This is a genomic window from Cryobacterium sp. TmT2-59 (genome assembly GCF_004403545.1).
Lineage (GTDB): Bacteria > Actinomycetota > Actinomycetes > Actinomycetales > Microbacteriaceae > Cryobacterium > Cryobacterium shii.
Genome location: NZ_SOGM01000081.1, coordinates 1 through 12692, shown reverse-complemented (window position 1 = coordinate 12692; position 12692 = coordinate 1). Strand labels below are relative to the sequence as shown.

13 protein-coding genes are annotated in these 12692 nt (G+C 66.4%); 8 read left to right on the top strand and 5 right to left on the bottom strand.

Features of this window, described 5'->3' with window-relative positions; translation table 11 throughout:
• Window positions 1-3 precede the first annotated feature (3 nt).
• The 5 genes from E3T24_RS12510 (at window position 4) to pknB (ending at window position 7544) form a co-directional block, all read left to right on the top strand.
• On the top strand, window positions 4-1233 hold the full coding sequence (locus E3T24_RS12510) for a PP2C family serine/threonine-protein phosphatase (protein ID WP_134365175.1): 1230 nt from the start codon (window positions 4-6) through the stop codon (window positions 1231-1233).
• Window positions 1223-2614 carry an FtsW/RodA/SpoVE family cell cycle protein gene (locus tag E3T24_RS12505; protein WP_241975918.1) on the top strand — a complete coding sequence of 464 codons (1392 nt, stop codon included), beginning with the start codon at window positions 1223-1225 and terminating at the stop codon, window positions 2612-2614. The genes E3T24_RS12510 and E3T24_RS12505 overlap by 11 nt, the downstream gene beginning before the upstream one ends.
• Window positions 2614-4065: a penicillin-binding protein 2 gene (locus E3T24_RS12500; RefSeq protein WP_134402788.1), complete on the top strand. Its 1452-nt coding sequence runs from the start codon at window positions 2614-2616 to the stop codon at window positions 4063-4065. The genes E3T24_RS12505 and E3T24_RS12500 overlap by 1 nt, the downstream gene beginning before the upstream one ends.
• Complete coding sequence (locus tag E3T24_RS12495; protein ID WP_134402787.1) at window positions 4062-5783, top strand: protein kinase; 1722 nt, start codon at window positions 4062-4064, stop codon at window positions 5781-5783. Before E3T24_RS12500 ends, E3T24_RS12495 begins: the two co-directional genes overlap by 4 nt.
• A 129-nt stretch (window positions 5784-5912) precedes the next feature.
• Complete coding sequence (pknB, locus tag E3T24_RS12490) at window positions 5913-7544, top strand: Stk1 family PASTA domain-containing Ser/Thr kinase (RefSeq protein WP_241978703.1); 1632 nt, start codon at window positions 5913-5915, stop codon at window positions 7542-7544.
• A 63-nt stretch (window positions 7545-7607) separates the two neighbouring features.
• Here the strand turns inward: pknB and E3T24_RS12485 are convergent, their stop codons facing one another.
• The 3 genes from E3T24_RS12485 to E3T24_RS12480 are packed head-to-tail and all read right to left on the bottom strand — an operon-like array spanning window position 7608 to window position 9217.
• The gene (locus tag E3T24_RS12485) at window positions 7608-8246 is read right to left on the bottom strand and encodes a gamma-glutamyl-gamma-aminobutyrate hydrolase family protein (protein WP_134402785.1); all 639 of its coding nucleotides are present in this window, start codon (window positions 8244-8246) and stop codon (window positions 7608-7610) included.
• Window positions 8243-8404, bottom strand: a complete 162-nt coding sequence (locus E3T24_RS17435) for a DUF4175 domain-containing protein (protein ID WP_166789101.1) — start codon at window positions 8402-8404, stop codon at window positions 8243-8245. Before E3T24_RS17435 ends, E3T24_RS12485 begins: the two co-directional genes overlap by 4 nt.
• Before the next feature lie 9 nt (window positions 8405-8413).
• Window positions 8414-9217: a class E sortase gene (locus tag E3T24_RS12480; RefSeq protein WP_134365169.1), complete on the bottom strand. Its 804-nt coding sequence runs from the start codon at window positions 9215-9217 to the stop codon at window positions 8414-8416.
• 96 nt (window positions 9218-9313) lie between these two features.
• Here E3T24_RS12480 and E3T24_RS12475 point away from each other — a divergent pair, with 96 nt between their 5' ends.
• Window positions 9314-9559, top strand: a complete 246-nt coding sequence (locus tag E3T24_RS12475; RefSeq protein ID WP_134365168.1) for a cell division protein CrgA — start codon at window positions 9314-9316, stop codon at window positions 9557-9559.
• Between the two features lie 122 nt (window positions 9560-9681).
• Here E3T24_RS12475 and E3T24_RS12470 read toward each other — a convergent pair whose 3' ends face one another.
• The gene (locus E3T24_RS12470) at window positions 9682-10524 is read right to left on the bottom strand and encodes a rhomboid family intramembrane serine protease (protein ID WP_134365167.1); all 843 of its coding nucleotides are present in this window, start codon (window positions 10522-10524) and stop codon (window positions 9682-9684) included.
• 12 nt (window positions 10525-10536) lie between these two features.
• Window positions 10537-11076 (bottom strand): peptidylprolyl isomerase, encoded by a 540-nt coding sequence (locus E3T24_RS12465; RefSeq protein WP_134365166.1) that lies wholly within the window; start codon window positions 11074-11076, stop codon window positions 10537-10539.
• A gap of 124 nt (window positions 11077-11200) precedes the next feature.
• On the opposite strand from E3T24_RS12465, the gene E3T24_RS12460 reads away from it, so the two are divergent.
• Both E3T24_RS12460 and E3T24_RS12455 read left to right on the top strand, forming a co-directional pair.
• The gene (locus tag E3T24_RS12460) at window positions 11201-11728 is read left to right on the top strand and encodes a hypothetical protein (RefSeq protein ID WP_134365165.1); all 528 of its coding nucleotides are present in this window, start codon (window positions 11201-11203) and stop codon (window positions 11726-11728) included.
• 276 nt (window positions 11729-12004) lie between these two features.
• Window positions 12005-12692: DUF222 domain-containing protein (locus E3T24_RS12455; protein ID WP_134434673.1), on the top strand; the 688-nt coding region annotated here is incomplete at its 3' end.

The following is a 12692-nucleotide window of genomic DNA, read 5'->3' as shown; positions in this document are numbered from 1 at the left end:
TCCATGGCGACAGTCAGCAACAGCGCGGCCGTGTCCCACGTTGGAAAAATCCGGTCCAACAACCAGGACTCCGGGTATTCCGGGCGCCACCTCTTCGTCGTTGCCGACGGCATGGGCGGGCATGCGGGCGGCGACGTCGCGTCCGCCATCGCCACCAAGCGCATCGTGGAGGCCGACCAGGACTACCGGTCCCCCCAGGATGCCGAATTCGCCCTGCAGGCCGCACTCATCGCCGCCAACTCGCAGTTGGCCGAGACCGTGTTCGAACACCCCGAGCTCACCGGGATGGGCACCACCGTCAGCGCCCTGATCGTGCTCGAAGACGAAGTCGCCATCGCGCACATCGGCGACTCCCGCATCTACCTCCTGCGCGAGGGCGTACTGTCCCAAATCACCATCGACCACACCTTCGTGCAGCGGCTGGTGGACAGCGGCCGCATCACCGAGCAGGAAGCCATGGTGCATCCGCGCCGTTCCGTGCTCATGCGCGTCCTCGGTGACGTCGAAGCGTCGCCCGAGATCGACACCTCCATCCTCGCCACCTTTTCCGGCGACCGCTGGCTGATCTGCTCCGACGGGCTCAGCGGTGTGGTCTCCAACGTGGGCATCGCGGCGGCCCTCAAGTCCGACCTCGACGCCCAGGCGGTCGCGGACCGACTGGTCAAGGAGAGCCTCGACGGCGGCGCCCCCGACAACGTCACGATCGTCGTCGTCGACATCGGCACCGGTGCCGAGCGGGTCGACCTGCCCACCGTGGTCGGGTCGGCATCCGCCCCTCTGGCCTTCGGTGAAGAGCCCGGCCGCAGCCGGGCACTGCGCATGTCCAGCCTGCGCCTGCACCCGGTGCGCGAGACGCACTTCGAGCCGGACTCGCAGGATTACCTCTCCGAGCTGATCGAAGAAGACAACCGCCGGGCCCGCCGCCGCAAGATCACCTGGCTGGTCGGAATCATCCTGCTGGTCCTCGCCATCGTCGGCGCCGCGGTCCTCGGCTACCGGTGGACCCAGACCCGCTACTTCGTCGGGGTCGAAGGCAGCACCGTGGCCATCTACCAGGGCATTCAGCAGGACCTCGGCCCGATCTCCCTCTCCTCGCTCTATGAGGACACCAACCTGGAGGTGTCCGAACTGCGCGTCTTCGACCGCCAGCAGGTCGAACAAACCATCAGTGCAAGCTCCCTCACGGACGCGTTGCTCATCGTCGAACGGCTCCATGATGCCAGTGTCCAGTAACCGCTCCACGACCACGGATGCGCCCGCGCGCCCGGGTCGCGTGCGCCGCCTCCACCTGCCGCAGAAGCTGCGCAACCTCGAGCTGTTCCTGCTGCTCATCGCCTGTGGCATCAACGCCGCCACGGTCGTGCTCGTTCAGCTCGGCGCCCTCGGTCGCATCGACACCACCCTCGTGCTGCTGGGAGCCGGTCTGTCCGTCCTGGTTCTCGGCATGCACGTCGTGCTGCGCGCGGTGGCCCGCGAGGCCGACCCGTTCATCCTGCCGATCGCCACCCTGCTCAACGGTCTCGGCATCGCCATGATCTACCGGATCGACCTTGCCAACAAGGAATCTGGCTGGGCCAGCGCGGCCGTGCGCCAGACCGTGTGGAGCGCTCTGGCGATCGCCTGCGCGATCGCGGTCGTGCTGATCATCCGCAATCACCGCGTGCTGTTCCGCTACACCTACATCGCCGGCTTCGTCGGTGTCGCCCTACTGCTCCTGCCGCTGGTGCCGGGGCTGGGCCGTGAGGTCAGCGGAGCGCGTGTGTGGATCGGGGTCGGCTCCTTCGCCACGTTCCAGCCCGGCGAGATCGCGAAGATTGCGCTGGCCGTCTTCTTCGCCGGCTATCTGGTGCGCAACCGCGACAGCCTCTCCATGGTGGGCAAGAAATTCCTCGGCATGCGGTTCCCGCGCCTGCGCGACCTCGGCCCGATCCTGGTCGTCTGGGCCCTCTCGATGTCGGTCATCATCTTCCAGCGCGACCTCGGTACCGCGCTGCTGTACTTCGGCCTGTTCCTGGTCATGCTCTACGTGGCCACCGGTCGGCTCAGCTGGGTGCTCCTCGGCATGTCCCTCTTCCTCGGCGGCGCCCTCATTGCCAGCCAGACCCTCGACTACGTCAACGGACGGTTCACGAACTGGCTGGATGCGCTCAACCCCGACGTCTACGGAGCCGACGGCGGCAGCTACCAGCTGGTGCAGGGTCTCTTCGGTCTCGCCAAGGGCGGTCTTCTCGGCACCGGCCTCGGCCAGGGCCGCCCGGACATCACCCCGGTCCCCCAGAGCGACTACATCATCGCGAGCCTCGGCGAGGAACTCGGGCTGGCCGGCCTCTTCGCCATCCTCGCCCTGTACCTGCTCTTCGTTGCCCGCGGCTTCCGTATCGGCTTCGCCGGCAATGACGACTTCGGCAAGCTCCTCGCCGTCGGCCTCTCGTTCGTGGTGGCACTCCAGTGCTTCATCGTGATCGGCGGCGTCACCCGGGTGATCCCGCTCACCGGCCTGACCACGCCGTTCCTGGCGGCCGGTGGCTCCTCCCTGGTGGCCAACTGGATCATTGCGGCCCTGCTTCTGCGCCTGTCGGACACTGTGCGCAACCAACCAAGGCTGGTGGTCTGATGAATCGCGAACTCAAGCGTGTCAGCATCGTGGTGCTGCTCATGTTCCTGGCTCTGCTCGGCTCGACGACGGTCATCCAGGTCTTCCAGGCCGACAGCCTGTCAGCGGATGCCCGCAACACCCGCACGCTCTACGACAGCTACGCCGTCGAACGCGGCGCCATCCTCGTCGCCGGTGAACCCATCGCCCAGTCCATGCCGGTGGACGACGACTACAAGTTCCAGCGCACTTACAGCAACGGGCCCCTCTACGCGCCCGTCACCGGCTTCATCCCACTCAACGGCGCTCCGACCGGCCTCGAACACGCGATGAACGCAGAACTGAGCGGTACGTCGAACGCGCAGTTCTTCGAAAAAGTCAACGGCCTGATCACGGGCAAGAATCCCAAGGGCGCGTCAGTGGAGGTCACGATCGACCCGGTCGCGCAGCAGGCGGCCTGGGATGCCCTCGGCAACCTCACCGGCTCAGTGGTCGTGACCGAGCCGAAGACCGGGCGCATCCTGGCCATGGTCTCCAAGCCCAGCTACGACACGAACCTCCTCACGGTTCATGACAACCAGCAGGTCGCCGACACCTACCAATCGCTGCTCAACGACGATAGCGACCCGCTGATCAACCGCGGCATCAACGCCCTCAACCCTCCCGGCTCGGTGTTCAAACTGGTCGTGGTGACCGCCGCCCTGGAATCGGGCAAGTTCACCCCCGAGAGCGCGTTCCCGAACCCGGGCACGTTCCAGCTGCCCGGATCCAGCGCGGTCGTCATCAACTCGGGCGGCGGGACGTGTGGCGGCGGCGACACCGTGACCATCGCGACGGCGCTGCGGCTCTCCTGCAACATCCCGATGGCGGAACTGGGGCTGCAACTGGGTGACAAGGCCATCCGGGACACGGCCGAGAAGTTCGGTTTCAACTCGGATTACACGGTGCCGCTCGACGTCTCCCAGAGCGTGTACCCCACCGATCTCGACGATGCGCAAACGGCACTGTCGGCGTTCGGCCAGACCGATGTGCGGGCCACGAACCTGCAGATGGCCATGGTGTCGGGCACGATCGCCAACGGCGGCATGGAGATGGCGCCCAACCTCGTGGAGAAGGTGATCGCCCCGGATCTGAGTCCGCTTCAGGTCTTCGAACCCAAAACGATGAAGCGCGTGATGAGCGCCGAAACGGCGGCCACAATCACCCAAATGATGGTCAATGGAGTCCAGGACGGCGCCGCCAGCAATGCAAGAATAGATGGGGTCAAGGTGGCAGGTAAAACGGGCACGGCGGAGAACGCCGAGGACGAGCCTTACACCTTGTGGTTTACCGGATTCGCTCCTGCGGAGGATCCGAAATACGCGATCACCGTTCTCGTCGAGGATGGCGGGGGACTTGGACAGACGGGGTACGGCAATCTTGTTGCCGCACCCATTGCAAAGCAGGTACTAGAGGCGGTGCTGAACAAATGAGACCCACATCAGGGCTCACCTTCGGGGGACGATACGAACTGCAGTCCCGGATCGCCATTGGCGGCATGGGTGAGGTTTGGAAGTCCGTCGACCTCGTAATCGGACGCACGGTCGCCATCAAGATCCTGAAGGACGAGTACCTCGGTGACCCCGGATTCCTCGAGCGCTTCCGTGCCGAGGCCCGCCACGCAGCCCTCGTCAATCACGAAGGCATCGCCAACGTGTTCGACTATGGCGAAGAGGACGGCAGCGCGTTCCTGGTGATGGAGCTCGTTCCCGGCGAGGCGCTCTCGACCATCCTCGAGCGCGACCACGTCCTCCCGACCGACAAGGTCCTCGACATCGTGGCCCAGACCGCGGCCGCACTGCACGCCGCGCACGCCGCGGGCCTGGTACACCGCGACATCAAGCCGGGCAACCTCCTCATCACCCCCGACGGCCGGGTCAAGATCACCGACTTCGGAATCGCCCGCATCGCCGACCAGGTCCCGCTCACCGCGACCGGCCAGGTCATGGGCACCGTGCAGTACCTCTCGCCGGAGCAAGCCAGCGGACGCTCCGCCTCCCCGACCACAGACATCTACTCCCTGGGGATCGTCGCCTACGAAAGCCTCGCCGGCCGGCGCCCCTTCACCGGGGAGTCCCAGGTCGCCATCGCCATGGCGCAGATCAACGAGATCGCGCCCGACCTTCCGGAGACCGTGTCCGAGCCGGTGCGCAACCTGGTGATTTCCTGCCTGGCCAAGAACCCGGCGGACCGCCCGGCCTCGGCCGCGCACCTCTCCCGCGCCGCGGCGGCCCTGCGTCGCGGCGATATTGCCGCTGCGGCGGCATCCGTTCCCGCCATCATGAACGGCGTCACGCCAACCTCCGCGACCATGCTGATGCCCGGTGCCGGCAGCATGGACGCGACCACCGTCCTGCCCACCGGCGCGCCGGCCACGCGCACCTCGGTGGCCGCTGCTGGAGCCGACGCCGAAGCCGAGGGCACCAAGAAGCGCAGCCCGTGGACCTGGCCGTTGATCGCACTGATCGCCGTGCTCGTGCTGGTGCTGACCGGAACCCTGATCGCGCTCTTCACGCAGGAGGCCGGCACGCCGTCACCTTCGGCGTCAACGTCCCAGAGCGCCAAGCCGACGCCGAAGGCCACACCGAAAGCGACGCCGTCGTCCGCGCCCGCGCCTACCGCCACGACCCCGCCAGCCGCCACCACCGTGCAGGTGAATCTGTCCGACTTCCAGGGGCTGACCAGCTCGGAAGCCCGTGACAAGCTCTCGGAGATGGGATTCGTCGCCGACGTGCAGACCGGCAATGCCTCCACCACGCCGGAGCAGGTTGCCGACACCGTCTACGACGTCAACCCGACCGGGCCGGTAAAGAAGGGTGAGAAGATCACCGTCAAGGTCTACGCCCCGGCTGTATCCCCTGACGCCCCGACCGCTGCCCCGACCGCGGCGCCTGCGACGGTCGCGCCCGGGGGCACCGTGACGGTCAGCTGGGCGGCGCAGTCGTGCCCGAGTGGCCAGACCCTGTCCGGCTACGAGGTTCTCGCCGAAGGCCAGGACGCAGTGTCCCCGGGTCCCGTGGGCCCCGATGCCACCACAGCCACCGTCACGGCAGGACCGGCTGCCGGCACGTTCACGGTCAAGTTCCGCTATTTCTGCGGCCAGACGGAATCCGACTGGTCGGCATCCTCGACCCCGGTCGTCGTCAAGTAAAGGCGTCCCTCACGTTCCGGGTAAAGTTGGAAAATCTGTGTCCGCAAGCTGGGGAGTATCGCTTTGACTGATGAAGGCCGTCTTCTCGCTGGTCGGTACCGGGTCGGAGCTCTCATCGGGCGAGGTGGCATGTCCGACGTGCACATCGGCACCGATTCCCGGCTCGGCCGCACGGTCGCCATCAAGCTCCTCAAGTCCTCGCTCGCCGCCGACCCCGCGTTCCGCACCCGCTTCCGCCAGGAAGCCCAGGCCGCTGCACGCATGGCTCACCCCACGATCGTGCGGGTTTTCGACGCCGGCGAAGAGACGGTGATCGAGAACAGCGGCCACGAGGCCCAGATTCCGTTCATCGTGATGGAGCACGTCGATGGCCGGCTGCTCAAGGACATCATCCGTGAGGGCCCGATCGACTCGGCCGAGGCCGTGCGAATCATCGAAGGCGTTCTGACCGCCCTCGAGTATTCGCACCGCGCGGGCGTCGTGCACCGGGACATCAAGCCGGGCAACATCATGATCACGAAGGCCGGCCAGGTCAAGGTCATGGACTTCGGCATCGCCCGGGCCATTTCCGATTCCTCGACGACGGTGGCGCAGACCACCGCGATCCTGGGCACGGCGTCCTATTTCTCGCCCGAGCAGGCCAAGGGCGAATCCGTGGATGCCCGCACCGACCTGTACTCCACCGGCGTGGTGCTGTTCGAGATGCTGGCCGGGCGCACGCCGTTCCGCGGTGACTCTCCCGTGGCCGTTGCCTACCAGCACGTCAGTGAGACCCCGGTCAAGCCGAGCTCGATCAACAAGAAGGTGTCACCGGCCCTCGACTCCGTTGTGATGCACGCCCTCGCCAAGGACCGGTTCCAGCGGTATCAGAGCGCGGTCGAATTCCGGAACGACGTCGAGACAGCCGCCTCGGGCCAGATCCCGGTTCACCGCAACGCCGACGATGCCGGTGCCGGGCTGTTCGGTTCCCCGCCGCCGTCCGCCTCCGGCTCCGAGCTGGCCCTCAAGCAACTCGCCGAAGACGAGACCATGGTGCGCACCCAGCGTCGCCCGCCGGTCATCTGGATCTGGGCGGGCATCCTGAGCGTCGTCGTCATCGTCATCTCGGTCATGATCTGGGCATTCAGCCTCACGCCGAGCAGCGATCTGCCGGACAACTCCCGCCGGGTGCCCTCCCTCACCGGGCTCAGCTACGACAACGCGCAGAACAAGCTTCTCGACCTGGACCTCGCGGCCACCATGGCCGAGGAGGCCAGCGCCACCGTGCCCAAGGGAGAGGTCACTCGCACCGACCCTCCGGCCGGTACGATCGCCCAGCCCGCCGACGTCATCAAGGTCTTCGTCTCCACCGGCGCACAGCCGGTCGATGTTCCCGACACCACCAATCAGCCCCTGGCAGACGCTCAGGTCGCGATCACGGCGTTCGGCCTCATCCCGGGGTCGGTCACCCGGGAGAACTCCGCGACAATCGCCTCCAACCTCGTGCTGCGCACCACCCCGGCCGGCGGGAGCCCGGAGAAGACCGGCGTCACGGTCGACTTCATCGTCTCCAGCGGTCTCGTCACGCTGGATGATCTCAAAGGCCAGACCCTCAGCGCCGCGAGCGACCTGCTCGAGGGGGCGGACGTTCAGTTGGTTGCGATCCCCACCCCGGACAACACCTGCCCGTCCGTGTCAGGTTCACCGGTACTCAAGCAATCCCTCGCTGCCGGCGACGTGCCGCAGAAGTCACAGGTCGAGCTCTTCTACTGCGCCGGCTGACACGGCGCCGGCTGGGACCGCGCCGGCTGGGACCGCGGCCGGCTGAGACTTCTCGGGCCGGCCTCAGCTGCGCTTGAGCATGGGCGTCAGGCCCTTCGCGGTTTCCTGCGCCTCCGGGAGCCCGGCCAGAGCGAGCCAGTTGCCCAGCATCCGGTAGCCGCCCTCGGTCAGAACCGACTCGGGGTGGAACTGCACGCCCAGGATCGGCGCGCTGACATGCCGCAACCCCATGATCACGCCGCCCTCGGTGCGCGAGGTCACGATGAGGTCATCGGGCACGGTGTCGTCGACCACTGCCAGCGAGTGATACCGCGTCGCCGTGAACGGCTGCGGAACACCCTGATAGAACCCGCTCTCGTCGTGCGTGATCAGGCTCGTCTTGCCGTGCATGAGCTCGTCCGCGTTGGTCACCGTTGCGCCGAAGGCCTCGGCGATGGCCTGGTGCCCGAGACAGACTCCGAAAAGAGGCAGCCCTGACGCGAGCGCGGCCCTGACGATGGCGATCGAGACGCCGGCGTCGGCGGGCTTACCGGGCCCCGGGGAGACCAGCACGCCGTCGAATTCCGCGATGCGCGCCGCGGCATCTTCCGGGGGGAAGGCATCATTTCGAAGCACCACGGTCTCGGCGCCGAGCTCCATCAGATAACCGTTGAGCGTGTAGACGAAGCTGTCGTAATTGTCGATGACGAGGATGCGGGTCATGGGCTTCCCACCGTGGCTTCCTGATTGTTGAGGATGACGTCCACCCAGGGGAACACCCAGGTGGAGAGAACGGACAGTACGCCCGCCAGCAGAATGAAGACGAGCAGGACCCGCACCCACACCGGGCCGGGCAGGATGCGCCACAGGACAGCGTACATCGGAGTCTCCTACCCCTTGGCCTGGACGGCGATGAGCGCCGCGAGTTCGGTCGGTGGTCCGGCGGCTATCGGCTGCCAGCTCTCGAGCACCCCGTAGGCGATGATGCGCTCGGCCGTGGAATAGAAGGGGTTGCAGCTGGTGAGGGTGACCAGCCGGTCCACCGGAGCCAGGTCGGGCTCGTGTGGAACCGCATCGAGCACGGCAACCGTTTCGGGCGAGACGTATTCGAGGTCACGGAACCGATAGGTGTAGTAACCGTCCGCGGTCTGAACGTAGATGGCGTCGCCGAGCTGCAGCTGGTGGATGAGGTGCATTGCGCCGCCGTTGGCGCTGCGGTGCGCGGCGATGGCGAAGTTCCCCACCTCCCCGGGCATCTGGGTGCCGGGATAGTGGCCGATTCCGAGACGAGGACTGTTGAGGACGTCCATGCCAGTGCCCTCGGCGATCGTGCGGTGGTAGTCGTCTCCGAAACGCGGCACGTAGAGAACGGCGAACGGATCCGCCTCGGCCGGAGGCGCCGCAACGACCGGGTTGCCATAGTCTGCGGAAGCCGGCACGGGAAGGGTGTGATCCTGGGCGGCGTGGTCGTCGGAGATCCAGACCTGACTGATCTTCGCGGCCGCCTGGGACTGCTGGTCGGCCATGATCATGTCATTCCACCAGAGCTGCCAGCCGAGGAACAGCATCACCAGAGCCCCCGCGGTGATGAGAAGCTCACCAAGAACCCCGACGACGCTGACGCGGCGACGACGATTCCTGCGCCGGGACCGACGGGTTGCCTCGACTGCGGGCAGATCGGGGCTCTCGGACATGATGTCGATTCTAATCGCGGAGGTTCCCTCCGCCCACCGGTCCGCCTGTGGGCACGCCTGCGGCCTGTTTCAGTCAATGACGCTAGAATCGCAGGCATGTCACGCACGAATCCCCGCACAAAGCCCGCCCGTACCGAGGCCGTTCGCTCCGGCGAGGCTGGGCCGAACGCCGTGTGGTTCAAACCGGTGATGTTCGGTTTCATGCTGCTCGGACTGGCCTGGATCATCGTCTTCTACGTGAGCCAGGGCACGTTGCCGGCTCCGGGCCTCGGCTCGTGGAACATTCTGGTCGGGTTCGGGATCGCCTTCATCGGCTTCCTGATGACCACCCGCTGGCGCTGATCCGGCCGCCCCGCGGGGCGTGAATGACAACGGTGTAATTATCCCCATGGTGTGGATAAACCTGTGGATAACTCCGAAGCCCGGGGATAACCGTCAGGCTGGCCGTCCCGCCGATGGGGCTCTCAGCCCAGGAACTTCACGAAGCCCAGGGCCAGCAGCACAACGCCGAAACCGGCGAGGAGTCCGGTCTGCAGCGTCTGCTGCCTGATCCGTCGTGTCTGCACGAAGATCAAGCCGATGCTCGCCCCGGCGATCAGGCCGCCCACGTGCGCCTGCCAGGCGATGTTGAAGCCGGGTACGAACCCGATCACGAGGTTGATGCCGACCAGGATCAGCAGCTGGGTCGAATTGCCGCCCAGGCGCCGCTGGATGACCAGGAACGCACCCATCAGGCCGAAGATCGCGCCGGAGGCCCCCACCACGGGCACGAGGGGATCGGACAGGAAGAGCACTCCCAGTGAACCCGCCAGGCCGCTCAGGAGGTAGAGGGCGAGGAAACGCCACCGGCCCAGCATCTCCTCGAGGATCTGACCGAAGATCCAGAGCGTGTACATGTTGAGCAGAACGTGGAAGATCAGGCCCGTGGAGTGCACGAAGACGGTGGTCAGCATCCGCCACGGCTCGAAGCTGCCGGGATAGGAATAGATGCCGGCGTAGAGCAGTTTGTCGGTCACGCCCAGGCCAGGGATGAGCTGGAGGAGGAAGACCGCGACCGTGATGACGATGATCGAGGACGTGACCGGGTGGGAACCGCTGCCGGAGAAGCGGGTCAGGATGGCCGGCTTCGTTCGAGGGGCGCTTCGGCGCTGTTCGTTCATACACTCGGGGCAGATCACGCCCACCGCGGCCTGGGTCTGGCAATCGGGGCAGATGGTGCGGCCGCAGCGCTGGCAGAGGATGAAACTCGGCCTGCCCGGATGCCGGTAGCAGTAGTTAGCAGCGGCTGTTCCGGGCAGGTCGGTCATCGGGGTCGGAGCCTAGACCTGCTCGACGGTGACGCTCTCGATGACAACGTCGGTCAGCGGGCGGTCACGGCCGTCGGTGGGGACGGTCGCGAGCTTGGCGACGATGGCACGCGATTCTTCGTCTTCGACGGCGCCGAAGATGGTGTGCTTGCCCTGGAGCCAGGTGGTGGGGACGACGGTGATGAAGAACTGCGAACCATTGGTGCCGCGGCCCCCCTGGATACCGGCGTTCGCCATGGCGAGCACGTACGGCTGGGTGAAGTCGAGGTCGGGGTTGATTTCGTCGTCGAACTGGTAACCCGGTCCGCCGGTGCCCTGGCCGAGCGGGTCGCCGGCCTGGATCATGAAGTCCTTGATGATGCGGTGGAAGACCGTTCCGTCATACAGAGGAGCGGTGGAGGTCTGACCCGTGGCGGGGTGCTTCCACTCGATCTCGCCCGTGGCGAGACCGACGAAGTTCTTGACGGTCTTCGGCGCGTGATTGCCGAAGAGGTTGACCTTGATCGGTCCGAGGGTGGTATTGAGTGTTGCTACCGCGGTGTGCTTTGACATGGGGTCAATTCTTGCACAGCCGGTTTGGTGGATTCCGTCCGGACACCCCGCACTCAGAGCCCTCCCAGACGATTGCGTGGCAAGATGGACATTGTTCGCCACATGACATCGATGGAGGGTCCAGATGAGCCTGTCACGCAAGCGCCGCAAGGAACTTACTCGGCTGCGTAAGAGCGCAGACGAATTATGGAACAACCAGCAGGAAGTGCTGGAGCGTGTAAACGCCCTGGCACGAGAGGCCAGCCGGCAGGCGGGTGTACTCACGCGTGAAGAAGTCGTCCCCAAGGTTCGCGAAAGCTACGACCAGATCGTGCGCCCCAAAGTGCAGGCCACCCAGGAACTCGCCGAAGGCGTGCGCCACCAGGTCGTCGACAAGGTACTGCCGGGCATCGGCACCGCCGTCGGCACGCTGATGAGCGTGGGCGACGTCGCCCACGACGCCCGCATTCGTGCCGCACTCAACCGCGTTCGCTTCCAGAAGCCCATCGTGGTCCAGAAGAAGGGACCCGGAGCCGGAACCTACATCGGCCTCGGTGTCGCCCTGGCCGCCGCCGTGGGTGTCGCCTACGCCGTCTGGCAGACGTTCCGCGCCGATGACGAGCTGTGGGTCGCCGAAGACGAGCCCGCCGCCGCAACGTCGGTCGAAGACTAACCGACAGTCTTTTCAGGGAGGACCCGCATCCGTTGGATGCGGGTCCTTCCTTTTTTCGTGCCCGGCGGCTGACCCTTCCGGGCCTCGTTTCCTTCGCCGAGCCGTGAGTTTTACCCCTTTTTCTTGCCTGAAAAGGGGCGATACTCACGGCTCGGCCGGGTTTCGGGCCCGGTTTTCCGGCGCCTCACCGGCCGGGGAGCCCCACGAGTAACACCCGCCTCATTCGTAACTATCTGCGAAATACTTTGATAAATAGTTGAGATAGTCTCGACAANCATGGCAGGAGCATCTGCACCGCAGTCACCAGCCGCCCCGGCAGAGGCGGCAGATTCACCTGTGCAGCTGATCCGGCGGGCGGGGTTGGCTGTGGCCGCCGCACTCGACTCGATCACGTTATCGCTGATGGCCGACACCGATGCCCTCGCGGTCCTTGGCGCGGTGGAGCAGCTCGGCCGCCGGGTCGACGCGGCCAGGGTGTCCACGGCGACGGATGTCGCGGACCGCTCCCGCAGCATCCTCGGCCACGACTCCCTGGCCTGGAAACAGGGGGCCAGCAACGGCATCGACCTGATCACGCGCCTCACCCGGGTCTCCGCCCGCGAAGCGAACCGGCGGGTGCGGCTCGGCGGCAACGTCTCGGATCGCCGGGCCGGCACCAGCATGCTGCCCCCGTACTACCCGACCGTCGCCGCGGGACTGACCGCGGGCGACCTGGGTGTCGACGCGGCCGAAACCATCGTCACGGCCCTCGACAAGGTCAGCCCGAGCGTCGCCCCGGACGACCTCCTGACCGCGGAACGCGCACTGGTCGCCGCCGCGACCGGCGCCATCACCGAAGAAACAGCGGGGCTGCCCGGGGAGGGGTTCGCGTTCCCCGCGGACCTGATCCGGGGCATGGCCCTGCAGTGGCAGGCCCGGCTCGACCCCGACGGCACCGCCCCGAACGAAGACGTCGCCGAGCCGC

What these genes read in the sequence shown, in the direction of transcription:
- E3T24_RS12500 (WP_134402788.1), top strand. Translation starts at nt 2,614, where the DNA reads ATGAATCGCGAACTCAAGCGTGTCAGCATCGTGGTGCTGCTCATGTTC.
- E3T24_RS12510 (WP_134365175.1), top strand. Translation starts at nt 4, where the DNA reads ATGGCGACAGTCAGCAACAGCGCGGCCGTGTCCCACGTTGGAAAAATC.
- pknB (WP_241978703.1), top strand. Translation starts at nt 5,913, where the DNA reads ATGTCCGACGTGCACATCGGCACCGATTCCCGGCTCGGCCGCACGGTC.
- E3T24_RS17435 (WP_166789101.1), bottom strand. Translation starts at nt 8,404, where the DNA reads ATGTACGCTGTCCTGTGGCGCATCCTGCCCGGCCCGGTGTGGGTGCGG.
- E3T24_RS12475 (WP_134365168.1), top strand. Translation starts at nt 9,314, where the DNA reads ATGTCACGCACGAATCCCCGCACAAAGCCCGCCCGTACCGAGGCCGTT.
- E3T24_RS12485 (WP_134402785.1), bottom strand. Translation starts at nt 8,246, where the DNA reads ATGACCCGCATCCTCGTCATCGACAATTACGACAGCTTCGTCTACACG.
- E3T24_RS12480 (WP_134365169.1), bottom strand. Translation starts at nt 9,217, where the DNA reads ATGTCCGAGAGCCCCGATCTGCCCGCAGTCGAGGCAACCCGTCGGTCC.
- E3T24_RS12460 (WP_134365165.1), top strand. Translation starts at nt 11,201, where the DNA reads ATGAGCCTGTCACGCAAGCGCCGCAAGGAACTTACTCGGCTGCGTAAG.
- E3T24_RS12465 (WP_134365166.1), bottom strand. Translation starts at nt 11,076, where the DNA reads ATGTCAAAGCACACCGCGGTAGCAACACTCAATACCACCCTCGGACCG.
- E3T24_RS12470 (WP_134365167.1), bottom strand. Translation starts at nt 10,524, where the DNA reads ATGACCGACCTGCCCGGAACAGCCGCTGCTAACTACTGCTACCGGCAT.
- E3T24_RS12495 (WP_134402787.1), top strand. Translation starts at nt 4,062, where the DNA reads ATGAGACCCACATCAGGGCTCACCTTCGGGGGACGATACGAACTGCAG.